This is a genomic window from Pseudomonas sp. 09C 129 (assembly GCF_002843625.1).
Taxonomy (GTDB): Bacteria; Pseudomonadota; Gammaproteobacteria; order Pseudomonadales; family Pseudomonadaceae; genus Aquipseudomonas; species Aquipseudomonas chlororaphis.
Genome location: NZ_CP025261.1, coordinates 4,618,792 through 4,637,886, shown reverse-complemented (window position 1 = coordinate 4,637,886; position 19,095 = coordinate 4,618,792). Strand labels below are relative to the sequence as shown.

Below are 19,095 nucleotides of genomic sequence, written 5' to 3'. Positions count from 1 at the left end.
AGAGGCATCATTCCATGTTGTTGCAACGCGCTGTGCTGTTCTGGCTCTGCCTGCTGCCGAGCCCCGTGCTGCTGGCCGCCGTGCAACCGTCGCTGACGGTCTACGGCGAAGCCCCGAAATACCCCGCCGGCTTCCAGCATTTCGACTATGTCAACCCGGACGCTCCCAAGGGCGGCAGCCTGCGCCGTTCCTCCCTGGAAAGCGGGCCCTTCGACCATCTGATTCCGTATATCGACAAAGGCACCGGCGTGGCCGACATCGACGGCTGGCTGTACGCGCCGCTGGCCTATCGCTCAAAGGATGAGCCCTACACCGTGTACGGCCTGGTGGCCGAAGGCCTGGAGCTGGCCGCGGACCGTTCCTGGCTGCGCTTTTACCTCAACCCGCGGGCGCGCTTCGACGATGGCAGCCCGATCACCGCCGAGGACGTGCGCTACACCTTCGAGCTGCTGATGACCCAGGGCAGCTTCAAGTACCGTCAGCAGTTCGCCGATGTCGCCGAGGTGCAGGTGGAATCGCCGACCCGGGTGCGTTTTGTGTTCAAGAACACTGAGAGCCGGACCTTGCCCCTGGACCTGGCATCGCTGCCGGTGTTGCCCGAGCACTGGTGGCGCGGCCGCAATTTCGCCGACGGTGGCGGCTTCGAAGCGCCGCTGGGCAGCGGGCCGTACCGGGTGAGCGCGGTGGACGCCGGGCGCAGCGTCGACTTCGAGCGGGTCAAGGACTGGTGGGGGCAGGACCTGCCGGTGGTCCGTGGACGCTACAACTTCGACCGGCTGCGGGTGGAGTTCTTCGCCGACACCGATGTGTCGCGGCAGATCCTCAAGGCCGGCGGCTACGACTACAACCGCGAGTTCTCCGCCACCGGCTACACCATCGGTTATGCCGGCACCGCGCTGGAGCAGGGGCGGCTGGTGCGCGAACACCTGGCGCCGGGTTCGGCCCTGGGCGCCCAGGGCTTTATTTTCAATCTGCAGAAACCGCAGTTCCGGGACCGCCGGGTGCGCCAGGCGATCGCCATGCTCTGGGACTTCGAGTGGAGCAACCGGCAGATGATGCGCAGCCTGTATCTGCGCCAGCAGAGCTTCTTTTCCCACAGCGAACTGGCGGCAGCGGCGCTGCCGGACGCGCAAGAACTGAAGATCCTCGAACCCTGGCGCGGGCAGGTCCCGGACGAGGTCTTTACCCAGGTGTTCCAGGCGCCGCGCACCGACGGCAGCGGGATCATCCGCCCGCAGCAGTTGCAGGCGCTGAAGCTGCTGGAACAGGCGGGCTGGAAACCCCAGGGCGATCAGTTGCGCAACGCCGCCGGCGAGCCCCTGCATTTCACCTTTCTCAATGGCCAGAAAGGCCTGGAGCGTTTACTGCTGCCGTTCAAGCGCAACCTGGTGCAGATCGGCATCGGCTTCGATATCCGCCAGGTCGACACCGCGCAATATACCAACCGCGTGCGCAGCCGCGACTACGACATGATCATCGCCGCCTACCCGGTGTCCCAGGCGCCGGGGCGCGAGCTGTTCAACTACTTCGGTTCGGTGAGCGCCGACGACCCGGGCTCGAACAACTACATGGCGCTGCGCGACCCGGTGGTGGACGGGCTGATCAGCGCCCTGGTGCAGGCCGACAGCCGCGCCAGCATGCTGGCCCACGCCCGGGCGCTGGACCGGGTGTTGCAGTGGGGCTACTACTGGATTCCCAACTACTACCCGCCGGGCATTTCCTCGGTGTGGTGGAACCGCTTTGGCCGGCCGGCCATCGCCCCCCTGTACGACGCCGGGCTCGACACCTGGTGGGAGGTCAGCGCCGAGGCACTGACCCTGAGCCAGATGCGCCAACGTAGCGGGGAGGCGGTCCATGCTGGCTTATAGCGCGCGGCGCCTGCTGCTGATCGTGCCCACCTTGCTGTGCATCCTGCTGGTGAACTTCGTCATCGTCCAGGCGGCGCCCGGCGGCCCGGTGGAGCAGGCCATCGCCCGCCTGCAAGGCATTGGCGCCGCGGCGGTGGGCGGCGGGCATGTCGAGACGGTGGGCGGCGAGTCCCGCGCCACCCGTGGCCTGGACCCCAAGCTGCTGGCCGATATCGAGCGCCAGTACGGCTTCGACAAACCCGCCGGCGAGCGTTTGTGGCTGATGCTCAAGCACTATGCGCGGCTGGATTTCGGCGACAGTTTCTTTCGTGGCGCCAAGGTCACCGAGCTGATCGCACAGAAGCTGCCGGTGACCTTGTCGCTGGGCCTGTGGGCGACGCTGATCACCTACCTGGTGTCGATCCCGCTGGGGATTCGCAAGGCCATTCATGACGGCTCGGCCTTCGATGTCTGGAGCAGCGCGGCGATCGTCATCGGCTATGCGATGCCGGGGTTCCTGTTCGCCCTGCTGCTGATCGTGGTGTTCGGCGGCGGCACCTTGCTCGACTGGTTCCCGGTGCGCGGTTTGGTCTCGGAGAACTTCGCCCAGCTCTCGGCCTGGGGCAAGGTCGTCGATTATTTCTGGCACCTGGTGCTGCCAGTCAGCGCCCTGGTGATCGGCGGTTTCGCCACCTTGACCCTGCTGACCAAGAACAGCTTTCTCAACGAGATTTCCCGCCTGTATGTGGTCACCGCCCGGGCCAAGGGCCTGAGCGAGCGGCAGGTGCTGTACGGCCATGTGTTTCGCAACGCCATGCTGCTGGTGGTCGCCGGCTTGCCCCAGGCCCTGGTCAATGTGTTCTTCGGCGGCTCGCTGCTGATCGAGGTGATCTTCTCCCTCGACGGTCTCGGGCGCCTGAGCTACGACGCCGCGGTGTCGCGGGATTACCCGGTGGTGTTCGGCTCGCTGTTCATCTTCACCCTGTTCGGTCTGCTGATAAAACTGCTCGGCGACCTGTGCTACACCCTGGTCGATCCGCGCATCGACTTCAGTGCAAGGAGCGCCTGATGTTGACCTTGTCTCCCATAGGCCAGCGGCGCTGGCAGCGCTTCAAGTCCCACCGGCGCGGCTGGTGGTCGTTGTGGCTGTTCATCGCGCTGTTCGCCCTGAGCCTCGGCGGCGAGCTGATCGCCAACGACAAGCCTTTGCTGGTGGCTTACCAGGGCCAGTGGTATTTCCCGGCGTTCAAGCGTTACACCGAGCAGCAGTTCGGCGGCGAGCTGCCGTTCCAGCCGGATTACCGCAGCGCTTCGGTGCGCCAGTTGATCGAAGGGCAGGGCGGCTGGTTGCTGTTCGCGCCGATTCCTTTCGCTTTCGACACGGTCAACTACGACCTGACGCAACCGGCGCCCAGTCCGCCCTCGGCGCAGAACTGGCTGGGCACCGACGACCAGGCCCGGGACGTGCTGGCGCGGGTGATCTTCGGCACCCGGGTGTCGCTGCTGTTCGCCCTGGCGCTGACCGCCGCCAGCACGCTGATCGGCATCGCCGCCGGCGCCCTGCAGGGCTATTACGGCGGCTGGATCGACTTGTTGGGGCAGCGCCTGCAGGAGGTCTGGTCGGGGCTGCCGGTGCTGTATCTGCTGATCATTCTCTCGGGGTTCGTCGAGCCGGGTTTCTGGTGGCTGCTGGGGATCATGGCGCTGTTTTCCTGGCTGGCCCTGGTGGATGTGGTGCGCGCCGAGTTCCTGCGCAGCCGCGGCCTGGAGTACGTCAAGGCGGCGCGGGCCCTGGGTGTCGGCGATACCCAGGTGATGCTGCGGCACATCCTGCCCAACGCCATGAGCGCCACCCTGACGTATCTGCCGTTCATCCTCACCGGGGCCATCGCCACCCTGTCGGCCCTGGATTTTCTCGGCTTCGGCATGCCGGCCGGCAGCGCGTCCCTGGGCGAGTTGATCGGCCAGGGCAAAAGCAATCTGCAGGCGCCCTGGCTGGGGCTGACGGCGTTTTTCGCCCTGGCGCTGATTCTGTCGTTGCTGGTGTTTATCGGCGAAGCCTGCCGCGACGCCTTCGATCCGAGGCATTGAGATGAGTGAACGACTGATTGAACTGCGCGGCCTGCGGGTGGCGTTCAAGGCCACTGAAGTGGTGCATGGCATCGACCTGGAGATCCGCGGCGGCGAATGCCTGGCGCTGGTGGGCGAATCCGGCTCCGGCAAGTCGGTGACGGCCCACAGCCTCCTGCAATTGCTCGACCCGGGCAGCACGCGCATCGCGGGCAGCATCCGTTATCGCGGCGAAGAGCTGCTCGGCGCCAGCCCGGCGCGCTTGCGCCAGCTGCGTGGCAACCGCATCGCGATGATCTTCCAGGAGCCCATGAGCTCGCTGAACCCCCTGCATAGCCTGGAGCGACAGCTGGGGGAAACCCTGCGCCTGCACAAGGGGTTGGCCGGCAGCCAGGCCCGCGAACGGATCCTGGAACTGCTGCATCTGGTGGGCATCCAGCAGCCGGAGCAGCGCTTGCAGGCCTATCCCCATCAGCTCTCCGGCGGGCAACGCCAGCGGGTGATGATCGCCATGGCCCTGGCCTGCGAACCGGAGCTGCTGATCGCCGACGAGCCGACCACCGCCCTCGACGTGACGGTGCAGCGCAAGATCCTGCTACTGCTCAAGGATTTGCAGCAGCGCCTGGGCATGGCCTTGCTGCTGATCAGCCACGACCTCAACCTGGTGCGCAGCATCGCCCAGCGGGTGGCGGTGATGCGTGCCGGGGAGATAGTCGAAACGGCGGGCTGCGCGCAGCTGTTCGCCGATCCCCGGCATCCCTACAGCGTCCAGCTGCTGAATGCCGAGCCTGGCGGCCAGGCGCTGCGCCGCGGGCCCAGCGCGACCCTGCTGGCGGTGGACGGGCTGAAGGTCTGGTTCCGCCAGGGCGGTGGCTGGCTGCGGCCCAGGCGTTACCTGAAGGCGGTGAACGGCATCGACCTGCAACTGCAACGGGGCAAGACCCTGGGCATTGTCGGTGAATCCGGCTCGGGCAAGTCGACCCTGGGCCAGGCGATCCTGCGGCTGATCGAGTCCGAAGGCCGCATCCGCTTCAAGGGGCAGGACCTGCACAGCCTCGACGGCAAGCAACTGCGGCCATTGCGTCGGCAGCTGCAAGTGGTGTTCCAGGACCCCTTCGGTAGCCTCAGCCCGCGCCTCAGCGTGCAGCAGATCATTGCCGAAGGCTTGCTGGTGCATAGCGAGCTGAATGCGTGGCAACGCGAGCAGGCGGTGATCGAAGCCTTGCAGGAGGTCGGCCTCGACCCGGCCAGCCGCCATCGCTACCCCCATGAGTTTTCCGGCGGCCAGCGCCAGCGCATCGCCATTGCCCGCGCCCTGGTGCTCAAGCCGGAACTGATCCTGCTCGACGAACCGACTTCGGCCCTCGACCGCACGGTGCAGAAACAGGTGGTGACGCTGCTGCGCCGCTTGCAACAGGAGCATGGTCTGACCTACCTGTTCATCAGCCACGACCTGGCGGTGGTGCGGGCGCTGGCCCATGACCTGATCGTGATGAAGGAGGGCGAAGTGGTGGAGCGCGGCGAGACCGAGCAACTGTTCGGCACGGCGCGCCATCCCTATACCCGGGAGCTGCTGGCGGCGTCCTCGGTGATGGCGGCTCCCGTCACCGGTTTGCCGCTGGCCGAGCCCCTTGGCGCCGACTGAACGCGCGGGCCTGAAACGACGAATCCCGCCGGAAGGCGGGATTCGTGGGCAAACAAGGGCTTCCCTGGGGAAGCGCTTACTCAGGCCGGGAACAGTTCGCTCAGCTTCATCGCCAGCATCATGTCGCCTTCGGCGCGCAGTTTGCCGCCCATGAAGGCCTGCATGCCGTCGGTTTCGCCGCTGACGATGCCTTGCAGGGTTTCGCCGTCCATTACCAGCGTGACCTGGGCGTCCGGGTTCTCGCCTTCCTTGAGCTCGCAGGTGCTGTCTTTGACGATCAGCGAGAAGTTCTTGGTGTCATCGATACGGAAACCGAAAACCAGGTCCAGGCCGGCAGCGGCAGCTGGGTTGAACTTGGCTTTCATGGCTTGTACGGCGTCGGCTACGGAGGTCATGGTTCGATCCTTTTATGGGTTGTTACAGCAAGGGTCACAGTGATCCGGACTCAGCGGAAAGTGATGAGTTCCGGGGCCTTCAGCAGTTGCAGATGGGCATGGCTGTTGAAGGAAGCCAGGGCAACCTCGCGACCGCGAAACTTCAGCTGGTTGAGCGAGGTATTGACGATTTGCCAATTCAGTTCGAAGGCCTGGGCGGCAGGCATCCGGGTAATCAGGTGGAGCAGGGCGGTGATGGTGCCGCCGGAGGTGAACACGGCGATTTTCTGGGTGTTGTCGGCCTGTTCCAGAATGCGCTGCAGGCCGGCCTGCACCCGTTCGACAAACCCCAGCCAGCTTTCCAGCCCCGGTGGATCGTAGGTGCCGGCCAGCCAGCGCTCGATGATCAGGGCGAAGATGCGCTGGAATTCGGCGCGGTTCTGCGCGGCGTTGCGCAGGATGTCCAGGGCGTCGGGTTCTTCGGACAACATGCCGGGCAACAGGGCGCGGATCACCGCGTCGGCATCGAATTCGTTGAACGCCGAATCGGTTTCCAGGATCGGTGTGGGCAGGCCCGCGGCGCTGAACTGCTGCAGGGCGGAATGGGCAGTGTGTTGCTGGCGACGCAGGTCGCCCGCCAGGCAGCGATCGAAGTTCACGCCCAGTTCGACCAGGTGTTGACCGAGCACTTCGGCCTGGCGCACACCCGTGGTCGACAGGACGTCGTAGTCGTCCGCACCGAAGGAGGCCTGGCCATGTCGAATCAGATAGATGCTGCCCACGTCCGCGTCATCCCGGTACGTTGAAAGTTTTGCGAGGTTATGAGGATGCCGGTGAGCTGTCAATGAAAAAACATACGCTTGTTTGAAATGCCCGTTAGAGCACGGTAACAGGAGGTTTCGCGACTGGTCGAGGCCTGGCTGCGCCGGTATGCTGGAGCCATTCCGCCACGTGTTGGCAGTGATGCACGCCTTTAAGGAGTCCCTGTGGAGTTTCTCTCCGAGTACGCCAGTTTCCTGGCCAAAACCGTCACCCTGGTCATCGCCATCCTGGTGGTGCTGATCACCGCTGCCTCGCTGCGCAGCAAAGGCCGGCGCAAGGGCGCCGGGCAGTTGCATGTGAGCAAGCTCAACGATTTCTACAAGGGCCTGCGCGAGCGTCTGGAGCAGAGCCTGCTCGACAAGGACCAGCTCAAGGCACTGCGCAAGTCCGAGGCCAAGGCCGAGAAAAAACACAAGAAGCAGCACGAGGAAAAACCGCGGGTGTTCGTGCTGGATTTCAGCGGCGACATCAAGGCCTCGGCCACCGAGGGGCTGCGCCACGAAATCACCGCGCTGCTGAGCCTGGCCACGCCCAAGGATGAAGTGGTGCTGCGCCTGGAAAGCGCCGGCGGCATGGTGCACAGCTATGGGCTGGCCTCGTCGCAACTGGCGCGGATTCGCCAGGCCGGCGTGCCGTTGACGGTGTGCATCGACAAGGTCGCGGCCAGCGGCGGCTACATGATGGCGTGCATTGGCGAGAAGATCATCAGCGCGCCGTTCGCCATCCTGGGCTCGATCGGCGTGGTGGCGCAGTTGCCCAACGTCAACCGCCTGCTGAAAAAACACGATATCGACTTCGAAGTGCTGACTGCCGGTGAGTACAAGCGCACCCTGACCGTGTTTGGCGAAAACACCGAAAAGGGTCGGGAGAAATTCCAGGAAGACCTGGATGTCACCCATCAGTTGTTCAAGAACTTCGTTTCCCGTTATCGGCCGCAACTGGTCATCGACGACGTGGCCACCGGTGAAGTCTGGCTGGGTGTCGCGGCGTTGGAAAAGCACCTGATCGACGAGCTGAAAACCAGCGACGAGTACCTGGCCGAGCGCGCCAAGAGCGCCGAGCTGTTCCACCTGCACTACGCCGAGCGCAAGAGCCTGCAGGAGCGGGTAGGGCTGGCGGCCAGCGGTTCCATCGACCGTGTGCTGCTGACCTGGTGGAGTCGCCTGACCCAGCAGCGTTTCTGGTAAGAGGCACCACGGGAACGTGTTTCTTCTGTAGGAGCGAGGCTTGCCCGTGATCGCGGGCACCGCGGTAAAGATGCCGGACACAAAAAAGCCCTGAACCGGTTTCCCGGTCCAGGGCTTTTTGTTGGCGCGGGCCTTAGCGGCGACGGAACAGCGGCAGCGGTTCGTCGGTGGCGGCCTGGTAGGTCACGGAGAAGTCCTTGAGGCTTTCCAGGGCTTCGTACGGGTCCTTGTCGGCGCGCAGGGCGTAAGCGTCGAACCCGCAGCGGCGCAGGTAGAACAGCTGGTCGCGCAGCACATCGCCGATCGCTCGCAGTTCGCCCTTGAAGCCGTAACGGTCGCGCAACAGGCGGGCGTTGGAGTAGTTGCGGCCGTCGGTGAAGGCCGGGAAGTTCAGGGCGATGACCTGGAAGTGCTGCACGTCATCGCCGATCTCTTCGGCTTCTTCATCGGCGTCCAGCCACACGCCCAGGCCGCCGTCGCGGGCCTTGAGGGCGTGAGCGTGCTCGCGCCACAGGGCCAGCGGCACGATCAGGTCGTCGCAGTTGGAAATGCCGTCGAGGGTCGCGTCCTTGGGCAGCAGGTGCCAGGTTTCGTCGATGACCTCGTTGTTCTTAATGATTCGCTGCATAGACGCGCTCCTTGAAGAGGTCGATGCCAATACGTTGGTAGGTGTCGATGAAGCGCTCGTCTTCGGTACGTTGTTCCACGTAAACGTCGATCAGCTTCGAGATCACATCGGGCATGTCGTCCTGGGCGAAGGACGGGCCGAGGATCTTGCCCAGGCTGGCGTCGCGGCTGGCGCTGCCACCCAGGGAAACCTGATAGAACTCTTCGCCTTTCTTGTCCACCCCGAGGATGCCGATATGGCCCACGTGGTGGTGGCCGCAAGCGTTCATGCAACCGGAGATGTTCAGGTCCAGCTCGCCGATGTCGAACAGGTAGTCCAAATCATCGAAACGGCGCTGGATGGACTCGGCGATCGGGATCGACTTGGCGTTGGCCAGGGAGCAGAAATCACCGCCCGGGCAGCAGATGATGTCGGTCAGCAGGCCGATGTTCGGCGTGGCGAAACCTTGTTCGCGCAGCTCGCCCCACAGGGTGAACAGTTGGCTCTGCTCGACGTCGGCGAGAATCACGTTCTGCTCGTGGGAGGTGCGCAGCTGGCCGAAGCTGTAGCGGTCGGCCAGGTCGGCGATGCCGTCCAACTGCTTGTCGGTGACGTCGCCCGGGGCTACGCCCGTGGGTTTCAGCGACAGGGTCACGGCGACATAGCCCGGCTTCTTGTGGGCCAGGGTGTTGCGCGTGCGCCAGCGGGCGAAGCCCGGATATTGTTTGTCGAGTTCGGCCAGCTCGGCGTCCTGGTTGGCCAGGGCCTTGTAGTCCGGATCGACGAAGTGCTTGGCCACGCGATGCACTTCGGCGTCGGTCAGGGTGGTCTGGCCGCCGCGCAGGTGAGCCATTTCCGCTTCGACCTTCTCGGCGAACACCTCTGGGGTCAGGGCCTTGACCAGGATCTTGATCCGCGCCTTGTACTTGTTGTCACGCCGCCCGTAGCGGTTGTAGACCCGCAGGATGGCGTCGAGGTAGCTCAACAGGTCCTGCCACGGCAGGAACTCGTTGATGAAGGCGCCGACCACCGGGGTCCGGCCCAGGCCGCCACCGACCAGGACCCGGAAGCCCAGCTCGCCAGCGGCGTTGTGCACCGGCTCCAGGCCGATGTCGTGGACTTCGATGGCCGCGCGGTCCGAGGTCGAACCGTTGATGGCGATCTTGAACTTGCGCGGCAGGTAGGCGAACTCAGGGTGGAAGGTGGTCCACTGACGGACGATTTCACACCAGGGGCGCGGGTCGATCAACTCATCGGCGGCGACGCCGGCGAACTGGTCGGTGGTGACGTTGCGCAGGCAGTTGCCGCTGGTCTGGATGGCGTGCATCTGCACGGTCGCCAGCTCAGCCAGGATGTCCGGGATGTCTTCCAGCGCCGGCCAGTTGAACTGCACGTTCTGCCGGGTACTGATGTGGGCGTAGCCCTTGTCGTAGTCGCGAGCGATCCTGGCCATCATCCGTGCTTGGCGCGAAGTCAGCTGGCCATAAGGCACCGCCACCCGCAGCATCGGGGCAAAACGTTGGATATAGAGGCCATTCTGCAGGCGCAGAGGGCGGAATTCTTCTTCGCTCAGCTCGCCTGCCAGATAGCGCCGGGTCTGATCACGGAACTGCTTGACGCGGTCCTCGATGATCCGCTGATCGTACTCGTCGTATACGTACATATAGATCCTGTTCTCAGGCTTATCAGGTGACGCAGAGGCGGATGTCACCCAAGAAATTCTGCGCGCACGGCCGCGCACTCCCAACGGAGCCGGGCGAAGATACCAGTTTGCAGTTATGCGCAAAAGTGATGTTTGAGTATATGCAAAGAACCAAAACGACTAACGGTATCCGACCGGCTCAAACCCACATTTGTGGTGAGGGCAATCCTCGGCTTAACTGTGCTCGAGTCTTTGTGCAGTCACCGATAAAACCGACAAGAGGCGATGCTATGAGCAATCCAACCAAGGCAAGGAAAAGCGACAGTGCTGTCGATGCTTGGGCCATTCTCTTTCTGATCATTCTGGTCGTGGGAACGGCGGTGTTCTGGGTCAGTCATCAATAGTTGCGGTCAAGCGATGAGCAGAGTCCGAATTGTCTGTGGGAAATGACGATTTGCCGATATAGGCCAGTATTTTGCCAGTTATACTGCGGGCAATATTCCGGGACTCTGGTCGCAATGTTCAAGGCGTTTGGTAAGTGTCTGCTGCTGGTGCTGCTTGTACTGAGTCCAACGTTCTGGGCCATGGCCCATGCCACCTCGGTCGTGTTTTTGAATCCGGGCCACTCCACTGAAACCTTCTGGGTCGGGTATTCCCAATTCATGCAGGTCGCGGCCAATGACCTCGGCCTGGATTTGCGCGTGCGTTATTCGCAGCGCGATTCGCAAACCACCATCCGCCAGGCCCGGGAAGCCTTGCAGGGCCCGGACCGACCGGATTACCTGGTGGTGGTCAACGAGCAATATGTCGCGCCGGAGATCCTGCGCCTGTCCCAGGGCAGCGGGGTGAAGCTGTTCGTCGTCAGCAACGCGCTGACCGCCGATCAGCAACGCTTGCTGGACGAGCACCAGAACCGTTATCCCGACTGGATCGGCAGCATGATCGCCAACGACGAAGAAGCCGGCTACCTGATGCTCAAGGAGCTGATTCGTCGTCACGGCCCGCTCGCTCCCGGGCAGTACATCGACCTGCTGGCGTTCTCGGGCGTGAAGAACACTCCGGTGGCGCAATCACGCGAACAAGGCTTGCGGCGGGCATTGGCGGAGCATCCCGAGGTGCGCCTGCGGCAACTGGTGTATGGCGAGTGGAATCGCCAGCGCGCCTTTGAGCAGGCCCAGCAGTTGCTCAAGCGCTATCCGCAGACGCAGTTGATCTGGTCGGCCAACGACGAGATGGCCCTGGGAGCGATGGAGGCGCTGGAGCAGCAAGGGCGGCGGCCGGGCAAGGATGTGCTGTTCAGCGCCCTGAACAGCTCGCCGCAGGCCTTGCAGGCATTGATCGACGGGCGCCTGACGGCGTTGATCGCCGGGCACTTCACCCTGGGGGGCTGGGCAATGGTGGTCCTCAACGACGATGCCCGGGGGCTGAACCCTGCGACCCATGGCGGCCCGGACTGGCAACTGGGCGTGTTCCAGTTCCTGGACAAGGTCCAGGCGCAGCGTCTGCTGGAGTTGCAGGGGACACAGCAATACGGCGTGGACTTTCGCGGGTTGTCGGCCGAGGGCAAGCCGGCCGGCTACCGTTATCCCTTCTCGCTGAATCTGTTATTGCACTGACAGGCGTTCAAAGCCCCGCCAGGTGCACGACCAGCTTGACGATACCGAACAGGGTCAAGGCGAACACCGCGGTGAACAGAATGCCCAGGATCATGAAATGGCTGGGTTTGCCGTGGGTGAAGTCGCGCTTGCGGTTCTTCCCGCTCTGCACGCCAAAGGCGGCAGCGGCGACGCTTTGCAGCATCTGCCAAAGGGTCGGCGGCTTGTCGTTGGTGGGGTCGTCCATAAATCCCTCGACACAAATGGGTGTGGGGAAAGCATAGACAATACCGCTTGTTCCAGCTTGCGGGAGCGCCGACTGGCGGCTCCCGCAAGTGAAGCGAGCTGGGCTTTTAGTTGTCGTAGCCCAGGTTCGGCGCCAGCCAGCGCTCGGTCACGGCCAGGTCCTGGCCTTTGCGTGCGCTGTAGCTGCTGACCTGGTCCTTGTCGATCTTGCCCACGGCGAAGTACTGCGCCTGCGGATGGGCGAAGTACCAGCCGCTGACCGCCGCCGCCGGAAACATGGCGAAGTGTTCGGTGAGGAACACGCCGCTGCGCCCGGCCTTGCCTTCGGATGCCTCGGGGTCGAGCAGGGCGAACAGGGTGCTCTTCTCGGTGTGGTCCGGGCAGGCCGGGTAACCCGGGGCAGGGCGGATACCGCTGTACTGCTCCTTGATCAGCGCCTCGTTGTCCAACTCTTCGTCCTTGGCATAGCCCCAGTAGTTTTTACGCACTTGCTGGTGCAGCCACTCGGCGCAGGCCTCGGCCAGGCGATCGGCCAGGGCCTTGACCATGATCGAGTTGTAGTCGTCGCCCTTGTCCTGATAGGCCTTGGCCACTTCTTCGGCGCCGATGCCGGCGGTGGTGATGAAACCACCGACGTAGTCGGTCACGCCGCTGTCCTTGGGGGCGACGAAGTCGGCCAGGGAGAAGTTCGGCTTGCCGTCGGTCTTGATGGTCTGCTGGCGCAGGTGGTGCAGCCTGGCCAAGGGCTGGCCGTCGGCGCCATAGACTTCCAGGTCGTCGTCCTGCACCTGGTTGGCTGGCCAGAAGCCGAACACCGCGCGGGCGCTGATCAGCTTCTCATCGATCAGCTTGTCGAGCATTTCCCGAGCGTCCTGGTACAGCGCGGTGGCGGCTTCACCCACCACTTCGTCCTCAAGGATGCGCGGGAACTTGCCGGCCAGGTCCCAGGAGATGAAGAACGGCGTCCAGTCGATGTATTCGGCCAGGACCCGCAGGTCGATATTGTCCAGCACCTTGGCGCCGGTGAAGGTCGGCACGGTCGGCTGGTAGCTGCTCCAGTCGAACTGCGGCTTCTTGGCCACGGCCGCCGGGTAGCTCAGGCGCTCGGTGCGGGCGCTGCGGTTGGCGGTGCGCTCGCGGACTTCCACGTACTCTTCGCGGGTGCGCTGGACGAAACCGGCCTTGAGCTCCTTGGACAGCAGCTGGGTGGCCACGCCCACGGCGCGCGAGGCGTCGGTGACGTAGACCACCGCGTCATTGCTGTACTTGGGCTCGATCTTCACCGCCGTGTGCGCCTTGGAGGTGGTGGCGCCACCGATCATCAGCGGCAGGTGGAAGTCCTGGCGCTGCATTTCCCGGGCGACGTGGACCATCTCGTCCAGCGACGGGGTGATCAGGCCGGACAGGCCGATGATGTCGCACTTCTGTTCCTTGGCCACCTGCAGGATTTTCTCCGCCGGCACCATCACACCGAGGTCGACGATGTCGTAGCCGTTACAGCCCAGGACCACGCCGACGATGTTCTTGCCGATGTCGTGCACGTCGCCCTTGACCGTGGCCATGAGGATCTTGCCCTTGGCTTGCGGCTTGTCGCCTTTTTCCAGCTCGATGAACGGGATCAGGTGGGCCACGGCCTGCTTCATCACCCGGGCGGACTTGACCACCTGGGGCAGGAACATTTTGCCGGCGCCGAACAGGTCGCCGACGATGTTCATGCCAGCCATCAGCGGGCCTTCGATCACTTCGATCGGGCGGGCGAAGGACAGCCGCGACTCTTCGGTGTCCTCGACAATGTGGGTGGTGATGCCCTTGACCAGGGCGTGCTCCAGGCGCTTGTTGACGTCCCAGTTGCGCCACTCTTCGGTCTCGGCTTCCTTGACGCTGCCGTCGCCCTTGTACTTGTCGGCGATGGCGAGGAGGGCGTCGGTGCCTTCCGGCGTGCGGTTGAGGATCACGTCCTCGACGGCGTCGCGCAGCTCCTGCGGGATCTGGTCGTAGATCTCCAGCTGGCCGGCGTTGACGATACCCATGGTCAGGCCGTTGCGGATCGCATACAGCAGGAACACCGAGTGGATCGCCTCGCGCACCGGGTTGTTGCCGCGGAAGGAGAACGACACGTTGGACACGCCGCCGGAGCTCAGCGCATAGGGCAGCTCGTCGCGGATGTAGGCGCAGGCGTTGATGAAGTCCACCGCGTAGTTGTTGTGCTCCTCGATACCGGTGGCCACGGCGAAGATGTTCGGGTCGAAGATGATGTCTTCCGGCGGGAAGCCGACGTCGTTGACCAGGATGTCGTAGGAGCGCTTGCAGATTTCCTTCTTGCGCGCCTCGGTGTCGGCCTGGCCGGCTTCGTCGAAGGCCATCACCACCACGGCGGCGCCGTAGCGCTTGCACAGCTTGGCGTGATGAATGAACTGCTCGACGCCTTCCTTCATGCTGATGGAGTTGACGATGCCCTTGCCCTGGATGCACTTGAGGCCGGCTTCGATCACTTCCCACTTGGAGGAGTCGATCATGATCGGCACGCGCGAGATGTCCGGCTCGCCGGCGATCAGGTTGAGGAAGGTCACCATGGCCTTCTTCGAGTCCAGCATGCCTTCGTCCATGTTGATGTCGATCACCTGGGCGCCGGCTTCGACCTGCTGCAGGGCGACTTCCAGGGCTTCGGTGTAGTTCTCTTCACGGATCAGGCGGGCGAACTTGGCGGAACCGGTGATGTTGGTGCGTTCGCCGACGTTGACGAACAACGACTGGCGATCGATGGTGAACGGCTCCAGGCCCGACAGGCGGCAGGCCTTGGGAATGTCCGGGATCTGCCGCGGGGCATAGCCGGCGACGGCCTTGGCGATGGCCTCGATGTGCCCCGGGGTGGTGCCGCAGCAGCCGCCGACGATGTTCAGGAAGCCGCTCTGGGCGAACTCTTCGATGACCTTGGCGGTTTGCGTCGGCAGTTCGTCGTATTCGCCGAATTCGTTGGGCAGGCCGGCGTTGGGGTGCGCGGAGACGTGGGTGCTGGCCTTGTTCGACAGCTCTTCCAGGTAGGGGCGCAGTTCGCTGGCGCCGAGGGCGCAGTTGAGGCCGACGGAGATCGGCTTGGCGTGGGCCACCGAGTTCCAGAAGGCTTCGGTGGTCTGCCCGGACAGGGTGCGGCCCGAGGCGTCGGTGATGGTGCCGGAGATCATGATCGGCAGTTCGAGGCCCAGCTCTTCGAACACGCCCTGCACGGCGAAGATCGCCGCCTTGGCGTTGAGGGTGTCGAAGATGGTCTCGATCAGGATCAGGTCGGCGCCGCCCTCGATCAGGCCCTTGGTGGCCTCGGTGTAGTTCTCCACCAGTTCGTCGAAGGTGACGTTGCGGTAGCCGGGGTTGTTGACGTCCGGCGACAGCGAGCAGGTGCGGCTGGTCGGGCCCAGTACGCCGGCGACGAAGCGCGGCTTGTCCGGGGTCTCCAGGGTCTTGGCGTCGGCCACCTTGCGCGCCAGGCGCGCGCCTTCGACGTTGAGCTCGTAGACCAGCGCTTCCATGCCGTAGTCGGCCATGGAAATCTGCGTGGCGTTGAAGGTGTTGGTCTCGAGGATGTCGGCGCCGGCATCCAGGTAGGCTTTCTCGATGCCGCCGATCACGTCCGGGCGGGTCAGCACCAACAGGTCGTTGTTGCCCTTGACGTCGCTCGGCCAGTCGGCGAAGCGTTTGCCACGGTAGTCCTGCTCCTCGAGCTTATAGCTCTGGATCATGGTGCCCATGCCGCCGTCGAGAATCAGGATGCGCTCTTTGAGGGCTTGCTGAAGGGCTTGGAGGCGCGTGCTGCGATCGGACATGAAAGACTACCTGGAAGGGCCATTACGAAGGGCGAGGATCATAGCAAACCTGTGCGCTTTTAGAGCATGCGGCACTTTTGCATGAATATCGCTCATGTTGGTGGCCGTGCTGGCCCGGTAGAATCGCCGGATTTTCTTATGGATTGGACCAGGGATATGTCTTACCGCGTTGTCATCGGCAGTCTGCTGCTGCTTTTAAGTTCGCTCGCCAGCGCCCAGGGTCCCGCGCCAGCGATCTCCTACACCCGCGATATCCAGCCGATCTTCACCGAGAAGTGCGTGGCCTGCCACGCCTGCTACGACTCGGCCTGCCAGCTCAACCTGGGCAGCGGCGAGGGCGCGGCCCGCGGCGCCTCGAAGATCCCGGTGTACGACGGCGAGCGCAGCAAGGCGCAGACGCCGACCCGCTTGTTCTACGATGCTTCCGGCAAGCACGCCTGGCAGGGCATGGGCTTCTACTCGGTGCTCGACGCCCAGGGCAGCCAGGCGGCGCTGATGGCGCGCATGCTGGAACTGGGCCACAAGACGCCGTTGCAACCCAACGCCAAGCTGCCGGACAACATCGTCCTGGGCCTGAACCGCGAGAACATGTGCGCGCAACCGGCCGAATTCGACGGTTATGCCCGGGCCCATCCGCGCGAAGGCATGCCGCTGGCGGTGACCGGCCTGACCGATCAGCAATACCAGACCCTGCAACGCTGGCTGGCTTCCGGTGCGCCGATCGACGAGCAGGGCCTGGCGCCGAGCGCCAGGGAAGCGATGCAGGTGCTGCAGTGGGAAAACCTGCTCAATGCCCCGGGCGCCCGGGAAAGCCTGGTGGCCCGCTGGCTGTTCGAGCACTGGTTCCTCGCCCATATCTACTTCGAGGGCGGCGAGCCGGGGCATTTCTTCCAGTGGGTGCGTTCGCGCACGCCGAGCGGCCAGCCGATCGACCTGATCAACACCCGCCGGCCCAACGACGACCCGGGCACCCAGGTGTATTACCGCCTGTGGCCGGTGCAGGGGGTGATCGTGCACAAGACCCACATCACCTACCCGCTGAGCGCGGCGAAGATGGCGCGGATCAAGACCCTGTTCTACAGCGGCGACTATCAGGTCACCGCGCTGCCGGGTTATGGCCCGGGCCGCCGCGCCAACCCGTTCGAGACCTTCGAGGCGATTCCGGCCAAGGCCCGCTACCAGTTCATGCTGGATAACGCCGAGTACTTCGTGCGCACCTTTATCCGCGGCCCGGTGTGTCGCGGGCAGATCGCCACCGACGTGATCCGCGACAACTTCTGGGCGCTGTTCCAGGCCCCGGAACACGACCTCTATATCACCGACCCGGCCTACCGCGGCCAGGCCACGCCGCTGCTGGCCATGCCCGGGCAGAACGACGACGTCGGCAGCGTGCTGAGCCTGTGGCTGGCCTACCGCGACAAGCGCAACGAATACGAGATCCTGCGTCGCGATTCCTACGCCGATGCGCCGCCGCCAAGCTGGTCGACCCTGTGGGCGGGCAACGACAACGCATTGCTGAGCATCTTCCGTCACTTCGACAGCGCCTCGGTGACCAAGGGCCTGATCGGCGAGGTGCCGCAGACGATGTGGCTGTTCGACTATCCGCTGCTGGAGCGCACCTATTACCAGTTGGCGGTCAACTTCGATGTGTTCGGCAATGTCTCGCACCAGGCGCAGACCCGGCTGTACTTCGACCTGATCCGCAACGGCGCCGAGCAGAACTTCCTGCGTTTGATGCCCGCCGGCACCCGCGAGGAGTTCCTCGACGATTGGTACCAGAACAGTGGCAAGTTCAAGATGTGGCTGGACTACGAGTCCATCGACGACGACAAGGCCAGCGCCCTGGTGCTGGACGAAAAGGACCCGAAACGCGACTTCGCCAACCAGTTGCTGAACCGCTACGGCGACCTCAATGCGCGGCCCGATCCGATCAACCGCTGTGACGGCGCCTACTGCTCGCGGCCGAATATCGACCCGGCGCTGCAGAATGCCGAACAGGCCCTCAGCGGCCTGGTTTCGCGGCCAGCGGCCGGCATGCGGGTCATCGACCTGTTGCCGGAGGCCACCATGCTGCGTATCCAGGCACCGAGCGGCAAACGGGTGTTCTACAGCATGCTGCGCAACCGCGCCCACAGTAACGTAGCGTTCCTGCTGGGCGAGTCGCTGCGTTACCAGCCGGGCCTGGACACCCTGACCATCTATCCGGGCGTGCTCAGCAGCTACCCGAACTTCATGTTCAACATTCCCGCCGGGCAGGTGCCGGAGTTCGTGGCCGAGATGGAAAACGCCAAGGACGCCCACCGTTTCGAGAAAATCGTCGAGCGCTGGGGGATCCGTCGCAGCCATCCGCAGTTCTGGCAGTACTTCCATGACCAGACCCAGTACATCCTCGAGACCGATCCGAAAGAGGCGGGCGTACTGGACATGAACCGCTACGAGAACCTCTGAAGGCACCAGGCCCTTGAAATTCCGGGCCGCAGCCCTCAGGTTGCGGCCCGGCCCATCCCGGAAAAGCCTTGTAAAAAATCCCAGGCGTTGCGTCGACCACGCAGCGCGGGCCTATCGACCAAGGTCTATCCTGACAAAAATACTAGGACTTTGTCCGGCACGCCGATTGGCGTAAACTGCGCCCACGCCTGCGAGGAATTTCCATGACCGCTATTACCATTACCGACGCCGCCCACGATTATCTGGCTGATCTGCTCTCCAAGCAGAACACCCCGGGCATTGGCATCCGCATCTTTATCACCCAGCCAGGGACTCAGTACGCCGAGACCTGCATCGCCTATTGCAAGCCGGGTGAAGAAAAACCCGAAGACAAAGCCCTGGGGCTGAAGAGCTTCACCGCCTACATCGACGCCTTCAGCGAAGGTTTCCTCGATGACGCGGTGGTCGACTACGCCACCGACCGCATGGGCGGCCAGTTGACCATCAAGGCGCCCAACGCCAAGGTGCCGATGGTCAACGCCGACAGCCCGGTCAACGAGCGCATCAACTACTACCTGCAAACCGAGATCAACCCGGGGCTGGCCAGCCACGGCGGCCAGGTCAGCCTGATCGATGTGGTCGAGGACGGCATCGCCGTGCTGCAGTTCGGTGGTGGTTGCCAAGGCTGCGGCCAGGCCGACGTGACCCTGAAGGAAGGCATCGAGCGCACCCTGCTCGAGCGCATTCCCGAGCTCAAGGGAGTACGTGACGTCACCGACCACACGCAGAAAGAAAACGCCTACTACTAAGGCGTT

General features: G+C 63.9%; 14 protein-coding genes. 8 read left to right on the top strand and 6 right to left on the bottom strand.

All coding sequences use genetic code 11. The features are described 5' to 3' along the window. Positions 1 to 14: 14 nt before the first annotated feature. The 4 genes from CXQ81_RS20680 to CXQ81_RS20665 are packed head-to-tail and all read left to right on the top strand — an operon-like array spanning position 15 to position 5,562. On the top strand, positions 15 to 1,868 hold the full coding sequence (locus CXQ81_RS20680) for an extracellular solute-binding protein (RefSeq protein ID WP_101338406.1): 1,854 nt from the start codon (positions 15 to 17) through the stop codon (positions 1,866 to 1,868). Beyond that, positions 1,855 to 2,916 (top strand): microcin C ABC transporter permease YejB, encoded by a 1,062-nt coding sequence (locus tag CXQ81_RS20675; RefSeq protein ID WP_101338405.1) that lies wholly within the window; start codon positions 1,855 to 1,857, stop codon positions 2,914 to 2,916. The genes CXQ81_RS20680 and CXQ81_RS20675 overlap by 14 nt, the downstream gene beginning before the upstream one ends. After that, complete coding sequence (locus CXQ81_RS20670; RefSeq protein ID WP_101338404.1) at positions 2,916 to 3,938, top strand: ABC transporter permease; 1,023 nt, start codon at positions 2,916 to 2,918, stop codon at positions 3,936 to 3,938. Before CXQ81_RS20675 ends, CXQ81_RS20670 begins: the two co-directional genes overlap by 1 nt. A gap of 1 nt (position 3,939) precedes the next feature. After that, positions 3,940 to 5,562, top strand: a complete 1,623-nt coding sequence (locus CXQ81_RS20665; protein WP_101338403.1) for an ABC transporter ATP-binding protein — start codon at positions 3,940 to 3,942, stop codon at positions 5,560 to 5,562. Between the two features lie 80 nt (positions 5,563 to 5,642). Here the strand turns inward: CXQ81_RS20665 and CXQ81_RS20660 are convergent, their stop codons facing one another. Both CXQ81_RS20660 and CXQ81_RS20655 read right to left on the bottom strand, forming a co-directional pair. Beyond that, positions 5,643 to 5,957 (bottom strand): SCP2 sterol-binding domain-containing protein, encoded by a 315-nt coding sequence (locus CXQ81_RS20660; protein WP_007921837.1) that lies wholly within the window; start codon positions 5,955 to 5,957, stop codon positions 5,643 to 5,645. A 50-nt stretch (positions 5,958 to 6,007) separates the two neighbouring features. Beyond that, positions 6,008 to 6,718, bottom strand: coding sequence for a histidine phosphatase family protein (locus CXQ81_RS20655; RefSeq protein ID WP_101338402.1), 711 nt, complete (start codon positions 6,716 to 6,718; stop codon positions 6,008 to 6,010). 204 nt (positions 6,719 to 6,922) lie between these two features. Here CXQ81_RS20655 and sohB point away from each other — a divergent pair, with 204 nt between their 5' ends. Continuing rightward, positions 6,923 to 7,945: a protease SohB gene (gene sohB, locus CXQ81_RS20650; protein ID WP_007921839.1), complete on the top strand. Its 1,023-nt coding sequence runs from the start codon at positions 6,923 to 6,925 to the stop codon at positions 7,943 to 7,945. A 133-nt stretch (positions 7,946 to 8,078) separates the two neighbouring features. On the opposite strand, the gene CXQ81_RS20645 is transcribed toward sohB, so the two are convergent. Next, positions 8,079 to 8,573, bottom strand: a complete 495-nt coding sequence (locus CXQ81_RS20645) for a DUF934 domain-containing protein (protein ID WP_007921840.1) — start codon at positions 8,571 to 8,573, stop codon at positions 8,079 to 8,081. Beyond that, positions 8,557 to 10,215: a nitrite/sulfite reductase gene (locus CXQ81_RS20640; RefSeq protein WP_007921849.1), complete on the bottom strand. Its 1,659-nt coding sequence runs from the start codon at positions 10,213 to 10,215 to the stop codon at positions 8,557 to 8,559. The genes CXQ81_RS20645 and CXQ81_RS20640 overlap by 17 nt, the downstream gene beginning before the upstream one ends. A gap of 497 nt (positions 10,216 to 10,712) precedes the next feature. Here CXQ81_RS20640 and CXQ81_RS20635 point away from each other — a divergent pair, with 497 nt between their 5' ends. Further along, positions 10,713 to 11,810: an ABC transporter substrate-binding protein gene (locus tag CXQ81_RS20635; protein ID WP_101338401.1), complete on the top strand. Its 1,098-nt coding sequence runs from the start codon at positions 10,713 to 10,715 to the stop codon at positions 11,808 to 11,810. Between the two features lie 7 nt (positions 11,811 to 11,817). Here the strand turns inward: CXQ81_RS20635 and CXQ81_RS20630 are convergent, their stop codons facing one another. Together CXQ81_RS20630 and metH are read right to left on the bottom strand one after the other, a co-directional pair. Further along, on the bottom strand, positions 11,818 to 12,036 hold the full coding sequence (locus CXQ81_RS20630) for a DUF2970 domain-containing protein (RefSeq protein ID WP_009044467.1): 219 nt from the start codon (positions 12,034 to 12,036) through the stop codon (positions 11,818 to 11,820). A gap of 106 nt (positions 12,037 to 12,142) precedes the next feature. Continuing rightward, on the bottom strand, positions 12,143 to 15,853 hold the full coding sequence (metH, locus tag CXQ81_RS20625; RefSeq protein WP_101338400.1) for a methionine synthase: 3,711 nt from the start codon (positions 15,851 to 15,853) through the stop codon (positions 12,143 to 12,145). Between the two features lie 156 nt (positions 15,854 to 16,009). Between metH and CXQ81_RS20620 the strand changes: the two genes are divergently transcribed. Together CXQ81_RS20620 and nfuA are read left to right on the top strand one after the other, a co-directional pair. Continuing rightward, positions 16,010 to 18,301, top strand: a complete 2,292-nt coding sequence (locus CXQ81_RS20620; protein ID WP_101338399.1) for a fatty acid cis/trans isomerase — start codon at positions 16,010 to 16,012, stop codon at positions 18,299 to 18,301. Positions 18,302 to 18,504: 203 nt separating this feature from the next. Then, positions 18,505 to 19,089 carry a Fe-S biogenesis protein NfuA gene (gene nfuA, locus CXQ81_RS20615; RefSeq protein ID WP_007921862.1) on the top strand — a complete coding sequence of 195 codons (585 nt, stop codon included), beginning with the start codon at positions 18,505 to 18,507 and terminating at the stop codon, positions 19,087 to 19,089. Positions 19,090 to 19,095: the final 6 nt, after the last annotated feature.